This window comes from Azospirillum brasilense, from assembly GCF_007827815.1.
Lineage (GTDB): Bacteria > Pseudomonadota > Alphaproteobacteria > Azospirillales > Azospirillaceae > Azospirillum > Azospirillum brasilense_C.
Genome location: NZ_VITH01000001.1, coordinates 181,375 through 206,137, shown reverse-complemented (window position 1 = coordinate 206,137; position 24,763 = coordinate 181,375). Strand labels below are relative to the sequence as shown.

Genomic DNA, 24,763 nt, shown 5'->3' with positions numbered 1-24,763 from the left:
CCGTCGAGCACTGGGGCGCGGAGATTTGTTATTGTGAGCCCTGAAGAACGGGGGACCCCCATGGCGTCCGATCCGGACGTGAGCGCCGATTCCGCCGACCTAGCGGAGCTGGCCGCGGCCGTCGGCCATCGCTTCGCCGACCCGCAGCGGTTGGCCGACGCGGTCACCCATCCCAGCCTGATGGGGCTGGAGCGCAACGCCCACGGCGGGCGGCCCGAGCAGGGACCCGGCCTCGCCTATGAGCGGCTGGAGTTCCTGGGCGACCGGGTGCTCGGCCTCGTCATCGCCGAATGGTTGCTGGAGCGCTTCCCCAACGAACGCGAGGGCGCGCTCGCCAAGCGGCACGTCTCGCTGGTCCGGCGGGAGGCGCTGAGCCGCGTCGCCGACACGCTGCAACTCGGGCGCTACCTGCGCCTGTCCCCGGCGGAGGCGCAGGGCGGCGGGCGCAGCAACCGCACCATCCTGGCCGACGCCTGCGAGGCGGTGATCGGGGCGCTCTATCTGGACGGCGGCATGGACAAGGCGCGGGACTTCATCCGCGGGGCCTGGGCCGGACAGATCGACCGCGCGGACCCGCCGCCGTTGGATTCCAAGACGGCGTTGCAGGAATGGGCGCAGGGCAACAAGCGTCCCATCCCCACCTATGAACTGATCGAGCAGAGCGGCCCGGCGCACGAGCCGGTGTTCCGCATCGCGGTCCGGCTGAAGGGCATGGAACCGGTGACGGCCACCGGCCCGTCCAAGCGGGTCGCCGAACGGAAAGCGGCCAGCGCCTTGCTGCGCCAATTGGGAGTGCAGGTCGATGACTGACGGCCGCGACAAGTTTGAAGACGACGATTTCGACGATAAGGACGAGGGCGTGAGCGAGAGCGTGGATGAGGGTGCCGACAGCGGTGCTGAAGAAGGCGCCGAAGAGGCCGTCGCCGAAGAGGCCGTCTATGTGCCCGAGAACCCGCGCTGCGGCTTCGTTGCCCTGGTCGGCGCGCCCAACGCCGGCAAGTCGACCCTGCTGAACGCGATGGTCGGCTCCAAGGTGTCGATCGTCAGCTCCAAGGTGCAGACCACCCGCACGCGCGTGCTCGGCATCACCATCGCCGGCGACAGCCAGATCATCTTCGTCGACACCCCCGGCATCTTCAAGCCGAAGCGCCGGCTGGACCGCGCCATGGTGGCGGCGGCCTGGCAGGGGGCGGAGGACGCCGATCTGGTCGGCTTGCTGTTCGACGTGTCGCGCCGCGGCATCGACCAGGACACCCAGGGCATCATCGCCCGCCTTAAGGAGCAGGGGCGCAAGGCCATCCTGATCCTGAACAAGATCGACCTCGTGCCGCGCGAGAAGCTGCTGGGCCTTGCCGACAGCTTCAACCAGGAAGGCATCTTCACCGACATCTTCATGCTGTCCGCCTCGACCGGCGACGGGGTGGAGCATCTGCGCGGCTTCCTGGCCGCCCGCATGCCGGAAGGCCCCTGGCACTACCCGGAGGACCAGATCTCCGACATGCCGATGCGCCTGCTGGCGGCGGAGATCACCCGCGAGAAGCTGTTCCAGCAGCTTCACCAGGAACTCCCCTACGCGGCGACGGTCGAGACCGAGCAGTGGGAGGAGTTCGAGAACGGGTCGGTCAAGATCTCCCAGGTCGTCTATGTCCAGCGCGACAGCCAGAAGGCCATCGTGCTCGGCAAGCAGGGCACCCGCATCAAGGCGCTCGGGCAGGCCGCCCGGACCGAGCTGGAGGAGATGCTGGAGCAGCGCGTCCACCTGATGCTGTTCGTCAAGGTGCGCGAGGACTGGGAGAACGATCCGGAGCGCTACGAGGCCTGGAACCTCGACTTCGGGGCCTCCTAAAGCGCCGGTCAGGGTATAGGCGTGGACGGACGGTCCCCCATATAGAAGGGCGCCCTTCCATCCACTGACCGGCTGACCGTGCGCGTGCCCATTTTCAACGACCTGTACGACGCCGGCTCGCGCCTGTTGGGGCGGGCCGGCGATCTCGTTTCCGGCGGCATCCTGGAGCAGGACGTCCGTCTCGGCGTCACCGGTCTGCGGCGGGCCGGCAAGACCGTGTTCGTCACCTCGCTGGTCGACAACCTGCTGAAGGCCGGGCGGCTTCCCTTCCTCGACGTGGTATCGTCCGGGCGCTTCCAGGCGTCGCGCCTGCGCCCCCAGCCCGACGCCCAGGTGCCCCGTTTCGAGGTCGAGCAGCGGCTGGCCGAGCTGACCGGGCCCATTCCCCGCTGGCCCAAGGAAACCCAGGGCATCAGCCAGCTCCGCCTGTCGATGCGTTACCGCCCGAACGCGGTGCTGAAGCGCACGGTGCAGCCGGTCGCCACGCTGAATCTCGACATCGTCGACTATCCCGGCGAATGGCTGCTCGACCTGCCGCTGCTGCACCAGTCCTTCGCGGAATGGAGCGCGCTGACCCTGGAGCTGGCCGGCCGGGCACCGCGCGACGAGCTGTCGGTGTCCTGGCGCGGCTGGCTCGCCACCATCGACACGGCGGCCCCGGCGGAGGAGGAGCAGGCGCGGCGTGGTGCGGCGCTGTTCACCGACTATCTGCACGCCTGCCGCCGCTCCGACAATCTGCTGAGCCTGATCCAGCCGGGGCGCTTCGTCGAGCCGGGGGACATGGCGAACGCGCCGCTGCTGACCTTCTGCCCGCTGCCGGGCGACCGTCCGCGCACCCGCGGCAGCCTGTGGGCGTTGATGGAGGACCGTTACGAGGCCTACAAGTCCAAGGTCGTCCGTCGCTTCTTCGCCGAGCATTTCGCCCGGCTCGACCGCCAGATCGTCCTCATCGACGTGCTGGGGGCTCTGAACTCCGGCCCGGCCGGCATGGCGGACATGAAGCGCGCCCTGGAACTGAGCCTGGAGCCCTTCCGCCACGGGTCCAGCAGTTGGTTGGACTGGCTGCTGGGCCGCAAGATCGACCGTGTGCTGTTCGCCGCGACCAAGGCCGACCATGTCGCCTCGCACCAGCACAACAGCCTGCGCCACCTGCTGGACCGGCTGGTGTCCGACGCCCGCGCCGGCATCCGCTTCGAAGGGGCGCGGGTGGAGACCATGGCCATCGCCGCCCTGAAGTCGACCGAGACGGTGGTGACCGAGCACGAAGGACGGCAACTGCGCTGCGTGCGCGGCGTCCCGCTCGGTCGCGACCGTCCGACCGTGCTGTTCCCCGGCGAGATTCCCGAGGACGCCGACTTTCCGCCGGGGCAGGAGCGGCCGTACAACTTCATGGCTTTCCAGCCGCCGGCCGACCTCGCCCGCGAGGCGCGCGGTCTGCCGCACATCCGCCTGGATCAGGCCATGCAGTTCCTGCTGGGGGATTATCTGGAATGAGCGAGCGCACGCGCGACCGCCACTGGGTCCCGCCGATGGAGCTGGACCCCACCCGCGCCGCCGCCGTGCCTGCGGCGGAGGAGGAGGCGATCATCGCCGGCCCCCTGGCCGGCCCCCTGTCCGGTTCAGCGGCGGAGCGTCTGCCCGCGCTGCTGGCGGAGGACCGGCCGCGCAGCCGGTTCGGCCGCTGGCTGGCCGGGTCGGTCGCGGCGCTGGTGCTGATCGCGCTGGGCTTCGACACCTGGGACCTGTTCAACCGCGCCTTCGCCACCAGCGCCGCGCTGGGCGTGCTGGTGGCCGCCGCCGTGGCGGTGGCGGGCGGGGCGGCGCTGGCGATGCTGCTGCGCGAACTGCGCGCGCTGCGCCGCCTGCGCAAGATCGAGGAGTTGCGCGGCGAGGCGGGGCGTCTGTCCACGGAGATCGTGACCAAGGCCGGGGAGCCCGGCCACGCCGAGCGCTTCGCCGGGTCGCTGACCCGCCTCTACGAAGGCCGTCCCGATCTGACGCCCGCGCTGGAGCGGGTGCGCGACCATGTGACCGACGCCCACGACGACGCGGAAATCCTGCGCCTGCTCGACCGCGAGGTGATGGGGCCGCTGGACCGTCGCGCCTACCAGACCGTCCTGCGCGCCTCGCGCGACACGGCGGTGGCGACGGCGCTCAGCCCGGCGGCGGTCGTCGACCTCGCGGTGGTGCTGTGGCGCAACCTGAAACTGGTGCGCGAGATCGCGGCGCTCTACGGCGCGCGGCCCGGTTACGTCGGGTCGCTGCGGCTGTTGCGGCGGATGCTCGCCAACCTCGCCGTCGCCGGGGTGGCGGAAAGCGCCCACCACGTCGCCGTCGAGGCGCTGGGCGGCTCCATCGCCGCGGCCATTTCCACCCGCATGGGGCAGGGAGTGATCAACGGCCTGCTGACCGCGCGGGTCGGTCTGACCGCCATGCATCTGTGCCGCCCCATCGCCTTCGGTCCCGACAACCGGCCGAGCATGGGCCAGATCCGCAAGGAGCTGCTGTCCCTGCCGAAGCAGGTGCTGTAGCCGCTCACGGCGTGGGAAAGGGCCGGCCGTGCCGGGGGTGGGTCCGGTCGTGGACCAGGGCGCGGTCGCGGATCATCGGCCAGACGATGCGGCGCAGGAACCGGTGATCCTGCGTCCGGTCCGGCTCGGCGGCGGCGTGCCGCTCGGCCAGCGGCAGCAGGTCGGGCAGCAGCCCGGCGACGCCGCCCCAATGACCGCCCGCCATCACCTCGGTGTGCAGCACCCCGTCGCGCAGGACGTGGAAGGGCTGGCCGGAGGCGATCCAGGCATCGACGGCCGCCTTTCCGTCGGCGGACGGCAGGGCGTCCCAGTCCCGGCAGAGGAAACGCGCCACCGTCGGGTCGTCGGCGGCGGCCAGCCGCCAATAAGGGCCGCCGGTCGGCGCGGTGGGCGTCACCGCCACGAGGTCGGCCCCCGTCGCGGCCAGCTCGGCCAACCGGTCGTCGGCCAGACCGTCGTCGTGATAGACTTGGCAGGTCCAACCCGGATACAGCGCGACGGTCCGCCGCAGAATCTCGACCGGATCGTGGGCACCGGCCGGCTGGCTGCTCCACAGGCTGAAGGCGATGACGTTGCGGTGCCGTCGCTCCACGCCGCGCGGCTGGGCGGGCAGCGGGGGCAGGGTGGGGGCCGTGTCGATGGCCGTCCGATCCTTCAGGTCCAGCGCGCGCTCCCCCCATTCCGCGGCCTCGTCGTCCCGGCCGAGGAAGGCGAGGGCGACGACCAGCCGATCTATGGCGTCGAGATGACGAGGATCCAGACGGGCGGTCCGCTCCAGCGCGCGGGCGGAGTCCTCCAGCCGGCCCACGACCCCCAGGGCGATCCCCAGATTGACGGCGGCGGACGGAAAATCCGGGGTGATGGCCAGGGCGTTGCGGTAGGCGAGGGTGGAATCCTCCCGCAAACCCATGGCGAACAGCGCGTTGCCGTAGAGAAAGGCGATGTCGGCATCCAGCGGCAACAGTTCCGCGGCGCGGGCCAGCGGCGGCAGGGATTCGGTGCCGCGCCCCTGCTCGACCAGCAGACGCCCCTCCTCGTGACGCAGCGCGCCCAGGCGTTCCACCGCGATGGCAAGGCCGGGAGCGGACGCGACGGCGCGTTCCAGCGCCATGATGGCTCCGGCGGAGCGGCCCAGGCTGCGCAGGGCGTTTGCCATGTCGGTCCAGGCCTCGGCGAAATCCGGCTGGAGGGCGACGGCGTGCCGGTAATCCTCCACCGCCGCCTCCGGTTGTCCCGAGGAGCGGCGGATGTTGCCGCTGTTGGCGTGCATGTCCGACGCCTCGGGCCGCTGGGCGATGGCGCGGGCGATGAGTTGCAGGCCGAGCGCCTGCTCCCCCACCTGTCCGGCCAGAACCCCCAGGAAATGCAGGGCGTCCGGCTGGTCCGGGTCCACATCCAGGATGCGGTGGTAGAGCTGCTGGGCCTCGGCCAGCCTGCCGGCCAGGTGATGCTCCAGGGCGAGCGCCAGCGCTTCCGCGATCGTAACCATGCCTACAGGCTTAAGCACCCCGGCGCCCCTCCGCAAGTGTCACGGCTGTGAGAAAGGGTGGGGAGCGGTCCCGATGGTCCTGGAATGCGAAACCTTGGTGCTGCAAACAGCCTGTGGGCGCCCGCCCTTCGGACTAGCCGGAAAAAAGGTGAACGAACCCTTTACAATGCACGAGTGCGGCTGCAATATATGATCTGGATTGTCCAACCATCGGTGTAATGTCATGAACGTGGCCCTCGCCACCGCAACGGCTGCAAGGCCGTTGGCCTTCATGACGGCCCGCAACAGCGACGCTGTTGATAACGCGGCCGACACCGGGACTCCCTCTAGGGGGGACCCGGCCACCGGGCAGTCCGAAACCTTGCTGTCCGGACGCTACACGAAGACCGCCTACCGCTACGATGCCGACGCGTCGCGGCTGGTGCTGCTGTTCCGCAGCCCGGAGGACGGCGCGACCCTCGACCAGATCCCGACCGAGGCGGCGCTGCGCCAGTACCGCGAGGCGCAGAAGGACCGGAAGAGCGGCAAGGCGTCGCTTGAGCTTCTGGTTGGCGGTTCGGACGGCCAGGACCAGCCGAACGGCGCGGGCCAGGGCGGAGCCTCCGCCAACGGCTCGCCCGTGCACCGTTGGGCTGCGGGCCACTCCGGGGCCGGCGGAGGCCGCACCAGCCCGTCACAGGGGACTTCCGCGCACGCCTCGCCGGTGGTAGCCTCGACCCCGATGGTGGCCCACGCGGCGGCCGCTCCCTCGGCGGGGGCCGGTTCCGTAAACGTGGTCATCTGACCGGCGCGATGCGGACAACAGGGCGCCGTTCGCCTGTTTCCTTGGGCCGCCTGTTTTCTGTGAAGGCATCCTCCGATGGGTCTCGACATCTCCTCCTCCACCCTGGGTGCCGCGGTCGGCTTGCGGCAGGCGCAGGGCCAGATCGACTTCGGCGTTAAGACGCTGAACCAGACCGCGCAGCAGCAGGACCAAGCGATCGCCACGCTGCTCCAGGGCGGCTCGGACGGCGCGTCGGCCGGCGGGAACGTCACGGCCACGCGCGGGCAGAATCTCAACATCGTCGTGTGAGCGGCTGAGCCGACGGGCTCGATCGTTCCAGCCACGCCGCGGCCATAAAAAAAGCCCCTCTCGCTGGAGAGGGGCTTCGTGCGTTCCGGAGGACCGCTTACTTCAGCTCGTCGAAGGTGTCGATGACGTGGCTGACGATGCCGTACTCGCGGGCTTCGTCGGCCAGCATCCAGTAGTTCCGATCGGTGTCCTTCGACACCTTCTCCACCGGCTGGCCGGTCTCGCGCGCGATGATGCGGTTCAGCCGCTCACGCATGCGGATGATTTCCTTCGCCTCGATGGCGATGTCCGTCGCCCGGCCACCGGTGCCGCCCAGCGGCTGGTGGATTAGGAAGCGGGTGTTCGGGAGGCAGTAGCGGTCTTCCTTCTTCGCGGCCAGGAAGATGTGGCAGCCGGCGCTGGCAACCCAGCCGGTGCCCAGCATCTTCACGCGCGGCTTCACGAAGCGGATCATGTCGTGAATGGTGTCGCCCGCCTCGACGTGGCCGCCGGGGGAGTTCACCACGACCGTGATGTCGTCGTTGCTCTCGTGGGACAGAGCCAGCAGCTGGGCCGAGACGGCCTGCGCCAGCTTCATGTCGATCTGCCCGAAGATCAGCACCGTGCGCGCCTTGAACAGGTTCGACTGCACGGCAGCGAACGGCGGCGGGGCGCTTTCCTTCGACTTCTCGTCCGGCTCCTGCTCGGGTTCGTCGTCGAAGCGGGTGTATCCGTCTTGCGCCATCGTTTTTGAACTCCCTGAGGTCGGCGTGTCTACCGGGGGGCTTTGGCTTGCGGGGGCCTGGGATGTCGGATGGGGACCGAACCACGCCACTCGTTTCTCCACATAGCCCGTATCGGTTCCTTGTTCAACGGGCCGCGACGCCAAATCCCACCCCCGGATCGTCATAGTCGCGCTCAGGCTGGCCGCATCGGTGCGGATCGCCGCTTGCCGACCATCGGGAAGGAGAGGCACACTGCCACTTGCACAATCGGGGGCGGTGCATGGAAAGGGACAGCGGTGGCGGCGTCTCGGTCATCATTCCGGCCTACCGGGCGCAATTCACCATCGCCCGCGCCGTGTCCAGCCTTCTGGCGCAGAGCTTTTCCCACTGGCAAGCGGTGGTGGTCAGCGACGACGGCGCCGACTACCGCGCGGTCCTGGAAGCCGCCGGCATCACCGACTCGCGCCTGACCTTCACCGGAACCGGCCGCGTCGGGTCCGGCGCCCCGGCGGCGCGCAACGCCGGGCTGCGCCGCGCGCGCTTGGCCCTGATCGCCCCGCTGGACGCCGACGACCGGTTCGAACCGGACCGGCTGGCGCGGCTGGCCCCGCTGGCGGCGGCGCAGGGGGCGGCGGCGGACAACGTGGCGGTGGTGCGCGACGGCGACGGTGCGCCGCTCTCCACCCTGTTCCCATCCGGGACAGGAACCGCCACGCTGGACGCGGCGGCCTTCCTGGAAACCTCCGTCCCGATGTTCTTCGTGGTCCGCCGCGACCTTGTCCCCGGCTGGGAGGAGGGGGTGGATTTCTGCGACGACGTGGTCTTCAACATCCAGGTCCTCGACCGGGTGGGCCGACTGCCGCTCGTGCTGGAGCCGCTCTACGAATACCGCCAGCGGGAGGGGTCGATCACCTGTTCCGCCGACAGCGGGACGCGGGCCGAACTCTGCTATCGCCACGTGCTCGACCGTCTGTCCGCCGACGGCTTGCGGATCGCCGACGCCGCGCTGCGCCACCGCTTCGCCGCCGCCCTGGGCGCCAAGCGCGCCCTGAACGCCGCCTACATGGCCGCGCAGGCCGCCGGACGCTGCGCCAATTTTCAGGAGTTCCTGGCTTTGCGGGAAAACTCCCGGCCGGGGTAGTCGCCGATCACGCTGAGATGCGTGACCACCGATCCGTCCGGACGGAACAGGTGGAGGGCGAGCGCGGACGGCTCGTCCGTCCAGCGGTAGGGCGGCTCCGGCGCGAGGTCCAGGGCGATCTGGTAGGCCACCGACGGCGCGACATAACCGTGCGCTCCGTTCCAGGCGACCGCGGTCTGGCGATGGGTGTGGCCGCACAGGGCGGCCCGGATGTTCGGATGGCTGCGCACCAGCCGCCCCAACTCCTCCGCGCCCTCCAGGCAGCGCAGCGTGTCCAGGAAGGCCAGCCCGGTGTCGAAGGGTGGGTGGTGCAGCGCCAGCACCGTCGGCCGCTCCGGCTGCTCGGCCAGACGCTCCGCCAGCCAGGACAGCCGGTCGGCGCACAGGCCGCCCACCGCCGATCCGGCAACGACCGAGTCGAGCATCAGGATGCGGACCGGAAACTCCTCGATGGCATAATGGAGGAAGGGACCCTCCATGGGCATCCAGCCGCGGCCGGCGAAGGTCCGGCGCAGTTCCGCGCGGTCGTCGTGGTTGCCTGGCAGCACGCGGAAGGGAATGGCGAGCGGTTCCAGCAGAGCGGACAGCGTCTCGTACTCGCCGGGTTTCGGCCCGTTGACGAGGTCGCCGGTGATCAGGACGAGGTCGGGGCGCGGCACCAGCGCGTTGAGGTGGGCCACCGCGGCAGCGAGCCGGGTGTTGGTGTCGTAACCGGTCGTCGGGGCGGTGCCGGGGGCCGTGACATGCAGGTCGGACATCTGGGCGATCAGCATCGGGCACCCCTGGGGACGCGAGGGTCGGAGGACCAAGGATTGTCACATCGCCGATTTCCCGGATGTCTTCAAGAGTCCAACCGGAGCAAAACTTCCTTTACGCTTCCGTGACAGGCTGAGCCATCGGCCGAACGACCGTATCGCCGCCACAGCATCGGATCGGGGAATGAGCGCGTCCACCTCCTCCTGCCTGCTCGCACGGTTGCTGGCGTCCGGGAAGTTCTGGCTGAAGCGCGCCCGCATCGCCTCCCCGGACCTCGGCGAGGGCGCCCCGCCACCCGGAGCGGACGGCGCCCTGCTGGCCGATGTTCGCATCGAAGGCGATCGGATTCGTGCGGTTCTACCGGCGGGCGAGGCGCCCTGTTGCGCGCCCGGCCTGTGCCTCGATGGCGGGCCGGTTCTCCCGCGCGGTGGCTGCACCGCGGTCGGCCCCGGTCAACCCGCTGATTTGACGGTGATTCTTCCCGATGGCGCGCGGTTGGAGATGGAGAAGGGCCGGGTTGTGCAACCCGATCCTCCGCACTCCCGCGCCTGAACCCTTGCAACCGTCTCGACTCCGGAACTGAACTGAACGATATAGTTTAGTTTACCGTCCGCCCCTCACAGCGGCCCGGTTGACACGAAACGCCCCGCGCGCCCGCCTGGCGGGCCGGCGGGCCTGTGCGGGTTCCGTATCCATGCGCCACACGCTTCGCATCGTCGCCCTTCTGGTTCTGGTCGCACTCGGCGGCGGCGCCTACTGGTACTTCGTCAAGCAGGGCGGAACCATCAACACGCTGCTTGCCGGCAAGGTTCCGTCCCCCGGCGGCGCCTCCGCGGGTCCGGCGGCGGGCGGACCGCCGGGCGGCGCGCCGCCGATGCCGGTGGAGGCACTGCCGGTCAAGATTGGCACCGTGTCGCGTCAGGTCACCGCGGTCGGCTCGCTGCTGTCCAGCGAATCGGTGGTCATCCGGCCCGAGGTGGCAGGCAAGGTCTCCGAGATCGCCTTCCTGGAAGGGCAGGCGGTGAAGAAGGGCGCGGTGCTGATCCGGCTCGACGACTCCATCGCCCGCGCCACGCTGGCCCAGGCGCAGGCGAGCATCGCCTTTTCCCGTGCCGAGCTGGCCCGCGCCGACGAGCTGTACCGCCAGCGCACCGGCCCAGCCCGCAACCGCGAGCAGGCGCTCGCCAAGCTCCAGTCCGACGAGGCGGCGGTCCAACTCGCCAAGGCGCAGTTGGAGAAGCTGACCCTGACCGCCCCATTCGACGGCGTGCTGGGCCTGCGCAAGGTCTCGGTGGGCGACGTCGTGGCGGCGGGCAAGGACATCGTGAACTTGGAGGCCATCGAGATCCTGAAGCTCGATTTCCGGGTGCCGGAGCTGTATCTGCCGACCGTCCGCACCGGCCAGACTCTGAAGGTCGCCGTGGACTCCTTCGGTGGGCGGACCTTCGACGGCACGGTCTACGCCATCGACCCGCTGGTTGACGTGAACGGCCGCGCCGTGGTGATCCGTGCCCGCGTCCCCAACAGCGACGGCGCCCTGCGCCCCGGCCTGTTCGCCCGGGTGGCCCTGACGCTGGACCAGACCCCAAACGCCGTGCTGGTGCCCGAGCAGGCGGTCAGCGCCTTCGGCAACAAACAGTTCGTCTTCAAGGTGGTGGAGGGCAAGGCGGTGCAGACCACCGTCACGCTGGGCGAGCGCCGCAACGCCGAGGTGGAGATCACCGCGGGCCTGCAGCCCGGCGACGTGGTGGTGACCGCCGGTCAGCTGAAGATCCGCGACGGCGCCCCGGTGATGGTCGTCAACAACAAGCCGGCGGGGAGCTGAGCCGATGGTCCTCTCCGACATCTCCATCCGCCGGCCCGTCCTGGCGACGGTCATGAGCCTCGCGCTCATGCTGATCGGCATTGTGTCGTACCAGCGCCTGTCGGTGCGCGAATACCCGAAGATCGACGAGCCCGTCGTCACGGTGGAGACCACCTACAAGGGCGCGTCGGCCGAGATCATCGAAAGCCAGGTCACCCAGATCCTGGAGGACTCGCTGTCGGGCATCGAGGGCATCGACGTGATGTCCTCGATCAGCCGCGCCGAGAAGAGCCAGATCACCCTGCGCTTCCGCCTGGACCGCAACGTCGACACGGCGGCCAGCGACGTGCGCGACCGCGTCGGCCGCGTGCGCGCCCAGCTTCCCAACGAGATCGACGAGCCGGTCATCGCGAAGGTGGAGGCCGACGCGCAGCCGATCATCTATCTGGCCTTCTCCTCCGACCGCCATTCGCCGCTGGACGTGACGGACTTCGCCGACCGCTACGTCAAGGACCGGCTGCAGAATCTGCCCGGCGTCGCCCAGGTGCGCATCTTCGGCGAGCGGCGCTTCGCCATGCGGCTGTGGCTCGACCCGCAGCGCATGGCCGCCTACCGGGTCACTCCGCAGGATGTGGAGAACGCGCTGCGCAAGCAGAACGTCGAGATTCCGGCGGGCCGCGTCGAGAGCAAGGCGCGGGAGTTCACCGTCGTCTCCGAGACCGACCTGCGCACACCGGAGGAGTTCGACCGCATCATCCTGCGCGACGACGGCGGCTATCTGGTCCGGCTGAAGGACGTCGGCCGGGCCGAGTTGGGGGCGCGGGACGAGCGGGTCAGCGCCCGCTTCAACGGGCGCGGCGCCGTCGCCATCGGCGTGGTCAAGCAGTCCACCGCCAACCCGCTGGACGTCTCCAAGGCGGTGAACGAGGCGCTGCCGAAGATCCGCGCCGCCCTGCCCGACGGCATGGGGGTGGATGTCGGCTATGACAGCTCCGTCTTCATCGCCAAGTCCATCGACGCGGTGTTCAGCACGATCTTCGAGGCCATCGTCCTGGTCGTGCTGGTCATCTTCGTGTTCCTGCGCAGCTTCCGCGCCACGCTGGTGCCGCTGGTGACCATCCCGGTGTCGCTGATCGGCGGCTTCGCGCTGATGTACGCCTTCGGCTTCTCGGTCAACACGCTGACGCTGCTGTCCATGGTGCTGGCCATCGGCCTCGTCGTCGACGACGCCATCGTGATGCTGGAAAACATCTACCGCCACATCGAGGAAGGCGTGCCGCCCTTCCAGGCGGCCTTGCAGGGGTCGCGGGAGATCGGCTTCGCGGTCATCGCGATGACCATCACGCTGGCCGCGGTCTACGCGCCCATCGGCTTCATGACCGGGCGCACCGGCCGTCTCTTCTCCGAATTCGCCCTGACCCTGGCGGGGGCGGTGATCGTGTCGGGATTCGTGGCCCTGACGCTGTCGCCGATGATGTGCTCCAAGCTGCTGAAGCACCAGACCAAGCACAACGCGCTCTACAACGCCATCGAGCGGCTGCTGAACGGGCTGACCAACGGCTACCGGTCCATCCTCCGCGTGTCGTTGAAGGCGCGCCCGCTGGTGCTGCTGGTCGGCGCGGTGGTGGCGGGGCTCAGCTACACGCTGTTCACCGGGCTGAAGTCGGAACTGGCGCCGGTCGAGGACCGCGGCACCATCGTCGGCATCGCCATCGCGCCGGAGGGCTCGACGCTCGACTACACGGAGAGCTACGCCAAGCGGATGGAGGACCTGTTCCGCCAGATCCCCATCGTCGAGAAGTTCTTCGTCGTGGTCGGCTTCCCGGTGGTCAATCAAGGCATATCCTTCGTCCGCCTGATCGACTGGGACGAGCGCGACGTGAAGCAGCAGGCGATCACCGCCCAGCTTTTCCCCAAGATGTTCGGCATCCCCGGCATCCTCGCCTTCGTCACCAACCCGCCCTCGCTGGGCCAGAGCCCGGTGGACAAGCCGGTCAACTTCGTCATCCAAAGCTCGCTTCCCTACGACGAGCTTCAGAAGATGGTCGACGGGCTGATGGCCGAAGCGCGGAAGTTCCCCGGCCTGACCAACCTCGACACCGACCTCAAGCTGAACAAGCCGGAGCTGCGCATCACCATCGACCGCGACAAGGCCGCCGACCTCGGAGTGGATGTGGAGACGGTGGGCCGGACGCTGGAAACCCTGCTGGGCGGGCGGCAGGTCACCCGCTTCAAGAAGGAGGGCAAGCAGTACGACGTCGTGGTGCAGGTCGGCGACGTCGACCGCCGCAACCCGGACGACATCGCCTCCATCTACGTCCGCGGCACGCCGACCATGGCGGCGGAGGCCGGGGTCGCCACCAGCACCGGGGCGATGATCTCGCTCGCCAACCTCGTCCGCATCGAGGAGCGGGTGGCGCCCAAGGAGCTGAACCACTTCAACAAGCTGCGCTCCGTCACCATCACCGCCACATTGGCGCCGGGCACCTCGCTGGGCGAGGCGCTGGGCTATCTCCAAGAGGCGGCGAACCGCGTGCTGCCGGCCACCGCCCAGACCGACTATGCGGGGCAGAGCCGCGAGTTCCGGGAATCGGCGACGGGCCTGTACTTCGTCTTCATCCTGGCGCTGGCCTTCATCTATCTGGTGCTGGCGGCGCAATTCGAAAGCTTCATCGACCCCTTCGTGATCATGCTGACGGTGCCGCTGTCGATGACCGGCGCGCTGGCCGCCCTGCATTTCACCGGCGGGACGATGAACGTCTACAGCCAGATCGGCTTGGTGACCCTCGTTGGCCTCATCACCAAGCACGGCATCCTGATCGTGGAGTTCGCCAACCAGCTCCAGCGCGAGGGGGTGGACATCCGCAAGGCGGTGGAGGAGGCCGCCGTGCTGCGCCTTCGCCCGATCCTGATGACCACGGGCGCCATGGTGCTGGGCGCCGTGCCGCTCGCCAACGCCCATGGGGCCGGCGCGGAGAGCCGGCAGGCCATCGGCGCGGTGATCGTCGGCGGCATGCTGCTGGGCACCTTCCTGACGCTGTTCGTGGTGCCGACGGTCTACAGCTACATCGCCAAGAAGAAGCCCCTCCCGGCGGTGGACGGCTCCGCCAGCCACCCGACCGGCCATCCGCCCACAGGCGCGCACCCGCAGCCGGCGGAGTGACCGCCAAGCATTGGGGTTCATCGCAAATCCCCTCTCTCCTCTGGGGAGAGGGTTAGGGTGAGGGGGTTGCGCGTGGCAGTACGTCCGGCAAAAGCGCAACCCCCTCACCGGCCCTCCGGGCCACCCTCTCCCCGGTGGGGAGAGGGTTGAAAGGACATCAGGGCGCCCCGAGCCCGTTCAGCGGTTCCACATCGACGCTGACGGACAGCGTGTGGCCGGCGGCCCCCATCAGGACACCGCGGGCGGGGCTGACGTCGTCGTAGTCGCGGCCCCAGGCGATGGTGATGAAGTCCTGGTCGGCGCGGCGCGCGTTGGTTGGGCAGACGTCGATCCAACCGGCCTCGGCGCCGCACCAGACGGACGCCCAGGCGTGGCTGACGTCGGCGCCGACCAGACGCGGCCGGCCCGGCGGCGGCAGGGTGCGCAAATAACCGGAGACGTAGCGGGCGGGCAACCCCATGGCGCGCACGCAGCCGACCACGATGTGGGCGAAGTCCTGGCAGACTCCGCGGCGGTGCCGCATCACCTCGGCCAGCGGGGTGGCGATCGTCGTCGCAGCCGGATCGAAGGTGAAGTCGTCGTGGATGCGCCGCATCAGGTCCAGCGCGGCCTCCGCGGACGGCCGGCCGGGCGTGAAGGACTGGGCGGCGTAGTCGTGCAGCGTCGGGCTGGCCGCCGCCAGTGTGCTGTCGAAGCGGTACTGAACCACCTCCGCCCCGTCCTCCGGCCCGCTCAGGCCGCCCAGCGAGTCCCGCACGCTTTCCCAGGATGGCGTCGCGGCGGCGTCCAGCGGCGGCGGCGGGCCGACCTCCACTTCACTCTCCGCGGTGACGATCAGGTGCCGGTGCGGCTCCTGCATCGCGACGTAGGTGACGGTGTTTCCGAAATAGTCGGTGTGGGACGACTGCACCGCCGGCGCCGGCACGATGGTCAGCGCGCTGTGGTGGACGCGCTGGCGCGGGTGCGGACGGGCGGTCAGGTGCAGCAGATGGTGCGACACCGACACGTCCTCCGCATAGTCGTAGCGGGTCGTGTGGCGCACGCGAAAGCACACGCCGAATCCGTCGCCGGAGTGATCGTCAGCGGGGGCCGCGCCGGCCACGGTCGGGGAGAGGTCAGGCCGGTCGGGCAAAGGCATGGCTGAAATAGGCGTGGGTCAGGAGGTTGGAAATCTCGGGCAGCGACAAGGCGAGCGTGTCCAGCAGCGTGTGCAGGGCGGTCCCCGACTCCAGCGCGTCCGGCGCACGCAGCGAGGCGCGGGCGGCGCCGAGGATCGAGCGGGCCGAGGCCGCCGTGTCGCCCGGCACGGCCTGCGACCCGCTGGGCAGGGCGGCGACGTGCCGTTCCAGCGCCGCCAACTGGAAATCCAGCGCGCGCGGGTTGGACTCGTCGGCCAGCAGCAATTCCAGAACCGGGCGGCGGCGCACGCTGGTCAGGTAGCGGGACCGGTAGGTCATCACGCTTTCCCCCAGTTCCAACAGCACGCTCAGCGTCGCCACCTGGACCGGCTCATCCTGGCGGTCGAGCGTGTGGACCGGAATGCCGCGCATCACCGAAATGATGTGGAGCGCCCGTTCGATGCGCCGGCCGATGTCGAGGAAACGCCAGCCCTGGCCGCGCGTCATGCTCTCCTGCTCCAGCCCGGCGATGGCGGCAAGGCAGGTCATCAGGTCGTCCAGCCGCAGCAGCATGGCGGCGGCGTCGAGCTTGTGCGCAGGCGGCTGGCTCTGCCGCTCCAGCATCGTCACCACCCGCCACATGTCGAGCGACAGGCGGTCGCGCACCGAATAGGCGGTGCGGTGCACCCGCTGCACCTGGGCGCGCAGGCTGTTTGGATGGTCCGGATCGACGACCGAGCTGTAGAGCGCCGTCCGCAGCGCTCGTCCGCCGCCGAGCGACGTGACCCGCGTCAGGTCCCAGGGGATCATGCCCTCCCAGGCCATCAGATGGAGCAGCGGGCGGAGCTGGAGCGACGCCCCCGGCACGTTGCCGTCGGTCAGGCGGGAATGGGTGGAACGGAGCAGGCGCACCGTGCCCTCCGACCGCTCCGCGTAGCGGCCCAGCCAGTAGAGGCTGTCGGCCACCCGGCTGGGCAGGTCGGCGGAGGCCGCCTTGGGCACCGGCTGCGGTTCCTGGGCCGGCTGCGGGCGCGGCGTCGCCGGTGTGGCCTCGGCCCGGCGCCCGGAGAGGATCCAGGTGTCCTTGCTGCCGCCGCCCCGCTGCATGGAGACGACCAGCTTCCCGGATTCGGTGGACACGCGGGTGAGGCCGCCGGGCATGACGGTGTAGCTGCCGTCCGGCCGGGCGCAGAGGAAGACGCGCAGCACGAGCGGGCGCGGCTGCAGCCGTCCGCCCTGCCAGAGCGGTGCGGTGGACAGGGCCAGCCGCTCCTGCGCGACGTAGCACCAGGGGCGGGCCTTGATGCGCTCGACCAGGGCGGCGCGCTCCGCCGACGACAGGTCGGCGCCGAAGATCGGCTCGAAGGACAGGGACGGGAAGGCCGGCTTCACCACCAGCCCGTCCAGATGCTCGATGACGTAGGCGCGCTCATCGTCGTTGCCGCACCACCAGACGGCGACGCCGGGCATCTTCAGCTCCTCGCCCAGAAGATGGCGGCAGAGCATGGGCAGCGACGGCTTGACCGCCATGGATTCCAGGAAGCCGGAGCCGAGGGAATTGGCCACGACGACGTTGCCGGCGCGCACCGCCTCGATCAGACCGGCCACGCCCAGCGAGCTGTCGGCGCGCAGCTCCAGCGGATCGGCGAAGTCGGCGTCCAGGCGGCGCAGGATGACGTCCACCGGCTCCAGCCCCGACAGGGTCTTCAGATAGACCTGACGGTCGCGCACGGTCAGGTCTGCCCCCTCCACCAGCGTGATGCCGAGGTAGCGGGCCAGATAGACGTGCTCGAAATAGGTTTCGTTGTAAGGGCCGGGCGTCAGCAGGACGATCCGCGGCTGGTCGCGGCGCGGGCTCAGCGACAGCAGCGTTTCCTTGTACGCCTCGAAGAAGGGCGTGAGGTGTTCCACCTGGCAGTGGCGGAAGCTGTCCGGCAGCACCTTCGCCAGCACCGCCCGGTTCTCCAGCGCGTAGCCGCTGCCGCTCGGCGCCTGGGTGCGGTCGGACAGCACCCACCAGCGCCCGTCCGGCGCGCGGGCGAGGTCCGCGGCGTAGAAATGCAGGTGGATGTCGTTGGGCACCGGGATGCCGTGCACGGCGCGGCGGAATCCGGGGTCGGCGTGGATCACCGACGGGGACAGCCGCCCGCTGCGCGTCAGGGTCTGCGGCCCGTAGATGTCGGCCAGCACCGCGTTCAGCAGCGTGGCGCGCTGGATCAGGCCCGATTCGACCGCCTTCCACTCGTGGGAGGGGATCAGCAGCGGCACCATGTCGAGCGGCCAGGGCCGCTCCATCCCCTTGGGATCGCCATAGATGTTGTAAGTGACGCCGTTCTGGTGGAGCAGGCGCCGCGCCTCCTCCCAGCGCTCGGCCATCAGCTCCGGGTCGAGGGGGCCCAGCGTGCCCATGAAGGTCTGCCAGTGCGGGCGCAGGCGCCCCTGGCCGGTGACCATCTCGTCATAGACCTCGCCGCGGCCGTAACCCATGGCGTCGGCCTCGCCGAACAGCGACCCCTGGAGGAACGGCACCGGCCGCAGCCCCGGAGGAGGGGGCGCGCTGGGGTCAAGAAAGGGGGATTCGCGGTCGGCCAAGGTTCGGATCGTACGTTCACGGCGGTGCAATGCGCAGCAAGTGTGAACGCCCGCCCCCGCCGATGCAAGCGGCGCATCGGCGGACCCCGGCCGAAAGGCGTATTCCGGCCGGGGGAAGGGGAGGACCGATCAGCCGCGCCGCAGATCCAGGGTCATCGGGAACTGCGGGTTGCGCTCCTCCGCCGGGCTGTCCATCGGGCCGGGGGTGTGGCCGAAGGGGAAGAAGCGGGCGAGGCGCCGCCCTTCCGCCTCGTTGGCGTTGACCGGGAAGGTGTCGTAGTTGCGCCCGCCCGGATGCATGACGTGGTAGGTGCAGCCGCCGATGGAGCGACCCGCCCACAGGTCCAGGATGTCGAAGACCAGCGGCGTGTGCACCGGAATGGTCGGGTGCAGGCAGGAGGGCGGCTGCCACGCCCGGTACCGCACGCCGGCGACGAACTCGCCCTCCGTCCCGGTGGGGATCAGCGGCACGCGGCGGCCGTTGCAGGTGATGGCGTAGCGCGCGTCGGTCAGGCCGGTGACCCGCACCTGCACCCGTTCGACCGAGCTGTCGACGTAGCGCACGGTGCCGCCGCCGCCCGGCTCCTCGCCCAGGACGTTCCACGGCTCCAGCGCCATGCGCAGTTCCAGCGCGATGCCGCGCTGGTTGACGTGGCCGTAGACCGGGAAGCGGAAGTTCATGTGCGGGTCGAACCAGCGCTCCTCGATGGGATAGCCATGGTCGCGCAGATCGGCGACGACGTCCGCCAGATCCTGCTGCACGAAGTAGGGCAGCATGAAGCGGTCGTGCAGCTCCGTGCCCCAGCGCACCAGCTTGCCCTTGTAAGGCGCCTTCCAGAAGCGCGCGACCAGGGCGCGCAGCAGAAGCTGCTGGGTCAGGCTCATCTCCGCGTGCGGCGGCATCTCGAAAGCGCGGAACTCGACCAGCCCGAGCCGCCCGGTGGAGCTGTCCGGGGAGTAGAGCTTGTCGATGCAGAACTCGGCCCGGTGGGTGTTGCCCTGCACATCGGTCAGCAGGTTGCGCAGCACGCGGTCGACCATCCAGGGCGGGCAATCGCCGGTCGCGGCGGCCTTGTCGATCTGGTTGAAGGCGATTTCCAGCTCGTAGAGCGCGTCGTCGCGGGCCTCGTCCACGCGCGGCGCCTGGCTGGTCGGGCCGATGAACAGGCCGGAGAAGGCGTAGGACAGCGACGGGTGGTTCTGCCAGAAGGTGATCAGGCTGCGCAGCATGTCGGGCCGCCGCAGGAAGGGGCTGTCCGCCGCGGTGGCGCCGCCCATCACCACGTGGTTGCCGCCGCCGGTGCCGCAGTGGCGCCCGTCGATCATGAACTTCTCGGCGCCCAGCCGCGACTGGCGGGCGTCCTCGTAAAGCTCCAGCGTGTTGCGGACCAGCTCGTCCCAGTTGTGCGAGGGGTGGATGTTCACCTCGATCACGCCGGGGTCGGGGGTGACGGCCAGCGAGTTCAGGCGCGGGTCCTTCGGCGGCTGGTAGCCCTCGATCACCACCGGCATGTCCAGTTCGAGCGCCGTCGCCTCGATTTCCGCCAGCATCGCCAGATAGTCCTCCAGCGTGTTCATCGGCGGCAGGAACAGGTGGATGCGGCCGTTGCGCGCCTCGCAGGTCAGGGCGGTGCGGACCACCCACCAGGCGGACTTGCCGTGCTCCGGCATTTCGCTGCGCACCTCGGCCATGGCGCGCTGGACGCGCTCGTTCCGCCGGGAGGCGTCCTGGCGCCCGGCCTCCTCGCGCAGCGCGTGCTGGCGCAGCGGCACCCGGTTGGGCGGCAGCGGCGCCCGCTCCTCGAACGGGTCGGTCTCCCAGGAGTAGGGATAGTCCTGCGGCGATACCCAGGGCAGCGAGCCGAGCGGCAGGCGGTAGCCGACCGGGCTGTCGCCCGGCATCAGCAGCAGCCGTTCCTGGCGCAGCGGCCACGCGCTGGACAGCCACACCGGCCCCTGCTGAGTCATCTTGCGGTTGATCGGCAGGGCGAAACCCACCGGCTCGTTCAGCCCACGGGTGAAGACGTGGGCGAGGCGCGCGCGCTCCTCCTTGTCCTCCAGCTTGCTGTCCAGCGGATCGACGTTGACCGGCAGCAGCGATTCGCGGCGCAGGTAGTGCCAGGGGTCCTCATAGGCGGCGAGCACCAGCGCCGGGTCGAGCCCCAGCTTCTTGGCCAGCGTGACCAGGAAGGCGCCGGCGTCCTCCGCCGTGTGGCCGTAGTCGGTGTCCTCGCGGGCCAGCAGGTCGCTGTTCGCCCACAGCGCCTCGCCGTCGCGGCGCCAGTAAACGGTCATCGCCCAGCGCGGCAGCGATTCGCCGGGATACCATTTGCCTTGGCCGAAATGCAGCAGCCCGCCCGGCGCAAAGCGGTTGGCCAGCCGGTGCACGAGGTCGGCGGCCATCTTGCGCTTGTTGGGCCCGAGCGCGGTGGTGTTCCACTCCGCCCCGTCCATGTCGTCGATCGACACGAAGGTCGGCTCGCCGCCCATGGTCAGGCGCACGTCGCCGGCGGTCAGCTCCTCGTCGATGCGGTGGCCCAGCGCCTCGATGCCCGCCCACTGCTTGGGGGTGTAGGGCTTGGTGACGCGCGGTGCCTCGTAGATGCGGGTGACCGACATCTCGTGTCCGAACTCCACCTCGCACTCGTCGATGAGGCCGGAGATCGGGGCGGCCGAGGAGGCGTCCGGCGTGCAGGCCAGCGGGATGTGGCCCTCGCCGGCCAGCAGGCCCGAGGTGGGGTCGAGGCCGACCCAGCCGGCGCCGGGCAGGAACACCTCGGTCCAGGCGTGCAGGTCGGTGAAGTCCTCTTCGGGACCGGACGGTCCGTCGAGCGCCTTCTGGTCGGCGGTGAGCTGGATCAGGTAGCCGGAGACGAACCGCGCGGCGAGACCGAGGTTGCGCAGGATCTGCACCAGCAGCCACGCCGAATCGCGGCAGGAGCCGGTGCGCTTGCCCAGCGTCTCCTCGCAGGTCTGGATGCCGGGCTCCAGGCGGATGACGTAGCCGATGTCCTTCTGGAGCCGCTGGTTGATGTCGACCAGAAAATTGATCGACGCCGCCGGCTCCCGCGAAATGCCGGTCATGTAGTCGGCCAGCAGCGGCCCCGGCTCCTCGACCTCCAGATAGGGGCGCAGCTCGCGCTCCAGCCAGGGTTCGTAGGCGAAGGGGATGGTCTGGGCCTTCTCCTCAAGGAAGAAGTCGAACGGGTTGATCGCCGCGATCTCCGCAACGAGATCGACTTCGATCACAAATTCGCGGGTCTTCTCCGGGAAGACGAAACGGGCCTGATAGTTGGACTGCGGGTCCTGCTGCCAGTTCAGGAAATGATGCTTCGGGGTGACGCGCAGCGAATAGCTGAGGATCGGGGTGCGGCAGTGGGGGGCCGGGCGGAGCCGGATGATCTGTGGCCCCAGATTGACCAAACGGTCGTAACGGTAGACGGTCTTGTGGTTGAGAGCGACGTGGATCGCCATGAAGTTCCACCCGTTGTCTGCGCTGGCCGGTCCCCTGCGGCTCTCCGCCGCACGGTCAAGGGCATAGTACCATCGAAGAGTTCGCGCAGACCAGAGTGGCTTCGCAGACGCGGCACGAACTGGTTGCACAAAAAACATGCAATGTCAGAGTGGATCGGTTGCGTCTTTCATCACCGCTCCGCCCGCTTTATAAAGACCCGATCCCTGACCGTCGGCCCTGTCCGCCGGGCGGGAGCGACCCAGGCAGAGTGTGAATCGGAAATGGCGACGCTGGCGGGCCTGTCCATGGGTGGCGGTGCTTCGGCGGGCGACGGGGCGCCCGGCGGCGGCACGCGCGGCGTCGTCACCGGCAAATACTTCAACTTCAACCCGCTGCCGCCGCCGCCGGACGTGCTGGGCAACCCGCTGGTCGTTGCCAACCTGCCGACACACAAGGCGCCGAAGGAGACGTGGCGCAGCCGTTGGCAGCGCCGGCTCGCGCGTTTCCACATCGGTAAGCAGTCCGCGCAGGTGAAGCAGCGCTGGAAGATCCAGGACACCATCTCCTCGGTGATCGCCTCGGTGTCGCCGGCGACGACCATGCTGGGGGAGCGGGAAAAGCGTCCCGCGTCGAGCGCTCCGGTCATCGTGGTCCGGCACCCCTATCATCTCCGCCACGTCTTCGAGATGATTCTGCAGCCCCCCGATGATCTCGCGGCGGAGCGGCGCTTCCTCGAACTGTTGATGGGGCGCGTCCTGCGCAAGTATGGAGAGCAGCTTACCCAGATCCGCGGCTCCGCCTTTTCCTTCGAGAACGAAGCCCGGGAGTATTTTTTCGCCGGTTTCAAGCTGGAACGGCAGATCAAGAAATACACCAGCCCCGACGAGCGCTTTGCCGCGCTGCAGGCGATCTACGTCAACTACTTCCATGGGCGCAACTATTACCTCTACGCGCTGCTGCGCCGGGAGAAGCTGACGCCGGACAACAAGCTGTTCATGCTGAACTCGCGCGCTGTCTATTTCATGGCGCGGATCGGCTGGAACGGGGAACTTCTGGACAAGCCCAACCCGCGCTCGCTGCCCAGCCGCGAGGACATCTTTTTCCTCGTTCAGCGTGACAAGACGGTCCTGACGCGCTATCGCAGCGACCAGGATTTCCAGCGGCAGGTGAAGGCCGTCCTGGAAGCGTTTCCGGCGTAAGGGATTTTGTGCGATGCGGGCAGCGATTCTTCTGGCGGGCATGCTGATGGCCGGAACGGCCATGGCGGCGGACACCAGCGGGGAGGCCGCCAAGCCCGCGGACTGCGCCGGGGACGCGCCGGTGGCGCTTCTCCTCTGCCGAGACGCGACGCTCGCCACCGCTGCCGAGAAGCTCGAGTCGGCGCTGCGGGCGCTGTCCGACGAGGCGGGGAAGGCCGGAGAGGAGGCGGTGGCCGCAGGCCAGCGCGCCTGGATCCAGCGGCGGGACGCCGCCTGCCCGGTCGCGGAGGCCGATCTGGCCGATGCGAAGAAGGGCAAGGACCGCGCCGCCTGTCTGGCGCGCCAGATGGCCGAGCGGACCAAGGCGCTGGAAACCGAACTGGCCGCCCGCCGCGCCCCGGTGGCCGACGAGCCGCTGACCGTTTCAGCGTCCGCCCCGCCGCGCCCGGTTGCCGCCGTCACTCAGGGCCAGCCGAAACCGGGCCCGGTGAAGCGCTCGGCGGACCTGCCGGCCCTGACCGGCCGCTGGGCCAAGGCCGACCCGGCAACCCGGACGCCCATCGATGATTGCCGGACCTCCTATCTGGAGATCACCGGCGATGGCGGCTTCAGCCTGCACGACCCGCGCATCGCCGCCTTTCCGCTGGAAGGCCCTCTGGCGCCCGGCGAGGGCGATCTGGCGGACGGGCTGACCTTCGGCGGGGAGGAGGGGCTGCCGGAAGGCGTCCTGCGGCTGGACACCGCCGAGGCGCCGCGGCTGGACCGGCTGTTCCTGACGCTCGACCCGCCGGCCTTCGGCGCCACCTTCGTCCGCTGCCGCTGACCCTGCGGACCGTTCTTCAGACGGTCGTTCTTCAGATGACTGGCGCTCAGCGGGCGAGCGGTTCCAGGCGCAGGCGCAGGGTGCCGCTCAGCTCCTCGCCCGGCTCCAGACGGCGCAGACCATTGCCGGGCTCCTCCGGCCGGTTGACCGCGTCGGTCATGTGGGAGACCGGCTCGACGCAGAGATAGTCCGCGTCCGGCGGCGCGTAGACGATGAGATGACCGAACGGCCCCTCCGTCTCCATCGACAGCCGCCGGCCGAGCGTCGGCCAGTCCAGCGCCGCCACCCCGTCCCAGCCGGTGAAGCCGTTGTCGAGGACGGTCCGGTCCATGACGATCCCATCCGTGAAGGCCCAGCGGGGCGGCACCGCGACATGCTCCACCGGGAGGATCGTCGGGCCGTTCAGCCAGACACCATGGACCCGGGCGGTCAGCCGGGTGCCCGGAGGCTTCGGGAAATAGGGGTGCAGTCCGATCCCGGCGGGCATCGGCTGGTCGTCCTCGTTGACCAGCGAGAGGGTCAGGCTGGCTCCATCCTCCTCCAGCACCACGGTCTGCGTCGCGCGGTAGCGCCAGGGCCAAGCGTCGGCGCGGTGCCGGAAGACCATGCGCGCGGCCGAAGCGGTGGCGTCCTCCACCGTCCAGCCGGCCCGCCAGCCATGGCCATGGATGACGTGCGGGTTGCCGTCCCCGTCGAGCGGAAGCCGGACCCGCCGACCGTCGATGGTGAACTCCCCGCCGGCGATGCGGTTGGAGAAGGGCACCAGCGGAAAACAGCCCATGTCGGTGGCCGAACCGTGGCGCAGCGCCCAATCGGAAGCCGGACGAAGCAGGTCGATGGTGCCGTCCGCCCCGTGCCAAGCGAGGCGGGTCACGACGCCGCCCCGCTCCGGGCACAGTGTGCACTCCAAAGAACCGTTCGCAGCGCTGCGATTCAAGGTTAGGGTGTGGGCGCCGATTCCCTGGTCGAACTCGACCTGCTGCATCCGGACCTCCTGCCGGCGGTGGTTGGACGCCGGTATCGTTCGGGTATCGCACAGCCCGCAGGGGAAGGGAAGGGCAGGGCTGCGCG

At 69.6% G+C, this 24,763-nt stretch carries 19 protein-coding genes; 12 read left to right on the top strand and 7 right to left on the bottom strand.

Features of this window, described 5'->3' with window-relative positions; translation table 11 throughout:
• Positions 1–60: 60 nt before the first annotated feature.
• The 4 genes from rnc to FBZ83_RS00915 all read left to right on the top strand — a co-directional run bounded on the left by rnc (position 61) and on the right by FBZ83_RS00915 (position 4,377).
• Positions 61–810 carry a ribonuclease III gene (rnc, locus tag FBZ83_RS00930; RefSeq protein ID WP_145680668.1) on the top strand — a complete coding sequence of 250 codons (750 nt, stop codon included), beginning with the start codon at positions 61–63 and terminating at the stop codon, positions 808–810.
• Complete coding sequence (gene era / locus FBZ83_RS00925; RefSeq protein ID WP_145680667.1) at positions 803–1,846, top strand: GTPase Era; 1,044 nt, start codon at positions 803–805, stop codon at positions 1,844–1,846. The genes rnc and era overlap by 8 nt, the downstream gene beginning before the upstream one ends.
• A gap of 78 nt (positions 1,847–1,924) precedes the next feature.
• A complete protein-coding gene (locus FBZ83_RS00920; protein WP_145672087.1) occupies positions 1,925–3,340 on the top strand; it encodes a YcjX family protein in 1,416 nt (471 codons plus the stop codon).
• On the top strand, positions 3,337–4,377 hold the full coding sequence (locus FBZ83_RS00915) for a YcjF family protein (protein WP_145680666.1): 1,041 nt from the start codon (positions 3,337–3,339) through the stop codon (positions 4,375–4,377). The genes FBZ83_RS00920 and FBZ83_RS00915 overlap by 4 nt, the downstream gene beginning before the upstream one ends.
• 4 nt (positions 4,378–4,381) lie before the next feature.
• Here the strand turns inward: FBZ83_RS00915 and FBZ83_RS00910 are convergent, their stop codons facing one another.
• Positions 4,382–5,866 carry a tetratricopeptide repeat protein gene (locus FBZ83_RS00910; protein ID WP_145680665.1) on the bottom strand — a complete coding sequence of 495 codons (1,485 nt, stop codon included), beginning with the start codon at positions 5,864–5,866 and terminating at the stop codon, positions 4,382–4,384.
• 361 nt (positions 5,867–6,227) lie between these two features.
• On the opposite strand from FBZ83_RS00910, the gene FBZ83_RS00905 reads away from it, so the two are divergent.
• Both FBZ83_RS00905 and FBZ83_RS31280 read left to right on the top strand, forming a co-directional pair.
• Positions 6,228–6,650 carry a hypothetical protein gene (locus FBZ83_RS00905; protein WP_247888079.1) on the top strand — a complete coding sequence of 141 codons (423 nt, stop codon included), beginning with the start codon at positions 6,228–6,230 and terminating at the stop codon, positions 6,648–6,650.
• Between the two features lie 75 nt (positions 6,651–6,725).
• Positions 6,726–6,938, top strand: a complete 213-nt coding sequence (locus FBZ83_RS31280; protein WP_186465944.1) for a hypothetical protein — start codon at positions 6,726–6,728, stop codon at positions 6,936–6,938.
• 97 nt (positions 6,939–7,035) lie between these two features.
• Here the strand turns inward: FBZ83_RS31280 and FBZ83_RS00895 are convergent, their stop codons facing one another.
• Entirely contained in the window at positions 7,036–7,662 is a 627-nt protein-coding gene (locus FBZ83_RS00895; RefSeq protein WP_114859990.1) for an ATP-dependent Clp protease proteolytic subunit, read from the bottom strand.
• Positions 7,663–7,922: 260 nt separating this feature from the next.
• Here FBZ83_RS00895 and FBZ83_RS00890 point away from each other — a divergent pair, with 260 nt between their 5' ends.
• Positions 7,923–8,783, top strand: a complete 861-nt coding sequence (locus FBZ83_RS00890; protein WP_145680663.1) for a glycosyltransferase family 2 protein — start codon at positions 7,923–7,925, stop codon at positions 8,781–8,783.
• Here the strand turns inward: FBZ83_RS00890 and FBZ83_RS00885 are convergent.
• Positions 8,741–9,556 carry a phosphodiesterase gene (locus FBZ83_RS00885; protein ID WP_145680662.1) on the bottom strand — a complete coding sequence of 272 codons (816 nt, stop codon included), beginning with the start codon at positions 9,554–9,556 and terminating at the stop codon, positions 8,741–8,743. The genes FBZ83_RS00890 and FBZ83_RS00885 overlap by 43 nt on opposite strands.
• Positions 9,557–9,722: 166 nt before the next feature.
• Between FBZ83_RS00885 and FBZ83_RS31275 the strand changes: the two genes are divergently transcribed.
• The 3 genes from FBZ83_RS31275 to FBZ83_RS00875 all read left to right on the top strand — a co-directional run bounded on the left by FBZ83_RS31275 (position 9,723) and on the right by FBZ83_RS00875 (position 14,506).
• Complete coding sequence (locus FBZ83_RS31275) at positions 9,723–10,091, top strand: hypothetical protein (RefSeq protein WP_186465943.1); 369 nt, start codon at positions 9,723–9,725, stop codon at positions 10,089–10,091.
• Positions 10,092–10,233: 142 nt separating this feature from the next.
• On the top strand, positions 10,234–11,364 hold the full coding sequence (locus tag FBZ83_RS00880; protein WP_145680661.1) for an efflux RND transporter periplasmic adaptor subunit: 1,131 nt from the start codon (positions 10,234–10,236) through the stop codon (positions 11,362–11,364).
• Between the two features lie 4 nt (positions 11,365–11,368).
• On the top strand, positions 11,369–14,506 hold the full coding sequence (locus FBZ83_RS00875; protein ID WP_145680660.1) for an efflux RND transporter permease subunit: 3,138 nt from the start codon (positions 11,369–11,371) through the stop codon (positions 14,504–14,506).
• A 157-nt stretch (positions 14,507–14,663) separates the two neighbouring features.
• On the opposite strand, the gene FBZ83_RS00870 is transcribed toward FBZ83_RS00875, so the two are convergent.
• From FBZ83_RS00870 to FBZ83_RS00860, 3 genes are all read right to left on the bottom strand, one after another.
• On the bottom strand, positions 14,664–15,548 hold the full coding sequence (locus tag FBZ83_RS00870; RefSeq protein WP_307833702.1) for a transglutaminase family protein: 885 nt from the start codon (positions 15,546–15,548) through the stop codon (positions 14,664–14,666).
• Between the two features lie 73 nt (positions 15,549–15,621).
• A complete protein-coding gene (locus FBZ83_RS00865; RefSeq protein ID WP_145680659.1) occupies positions 15,622–18,153 on the bottom strand; it encodes a circularly permuted type 2 ATP-grasp protein in 2,532 nt (843 codons plus the stop codon).
• A gap of 192 nt (positions 18,154–18,345) precedes the next feature.
• Entirely contained in the window at positions 18,346–21,690 is a 3,345-nt protein-coding gene (locus FBZ83_RS00860; protein WP_145680658.1) for a DUF2126 domain-containing protein, read from the bottom strand.
• A 261-nt stretch (positions 21,691–21,951) separates the two neighbouring features.
• Between FBZ83_RS00860 and FBZ83_RS00855 the strand changes: the two genes are divergently transcribed.
• Both FBZ83_RS00855 and FBZ83_RS00850 read left to right on the top strand, forming a co-directional pair.
• On the top strand, positions 21,952–22,869 hold the full coding sequence (locus FBZ83_RS00855; protein ID WP_145680657.1) for a hypothetical protein: 918 nt from the start codon (positions 21,952–21,954) through the stop codon (positions 22,867–22,869).
• A 13-nt stretch (positions 22,870–22,882) separates the two neighbouring features.
• On the top strand, positions 22,883–23,692 hold the full coding sequence (locus FBZ83_RS00850) for a lysozyme inhibitor LprI family protein (protein WP_145680656.1): 810 nt from the start codon (positions 22,883–22,885) through the stop codon (positions 23,690–23,692).
• Positions 23,693–23,738: 46 nt separating this feature from the next.
• On the opposite strand, the gene FBZ83_RS00845 is transcribed toward FBZ83_RS00850, so the two are convergent.
• Positions 23,739–24,677 (bottom strand): aldose 1-epimerase, encoded by a 939-nt coding sequence (locus FBZ83_RS00845; protein ID WP_145680655.1) that lies wholly within the window; start codon positions 24,675–24,677, stop codon positions 23,739–23,741.
• Positions 24,678–24,763 lie beyond the last annotated feature (86 nt).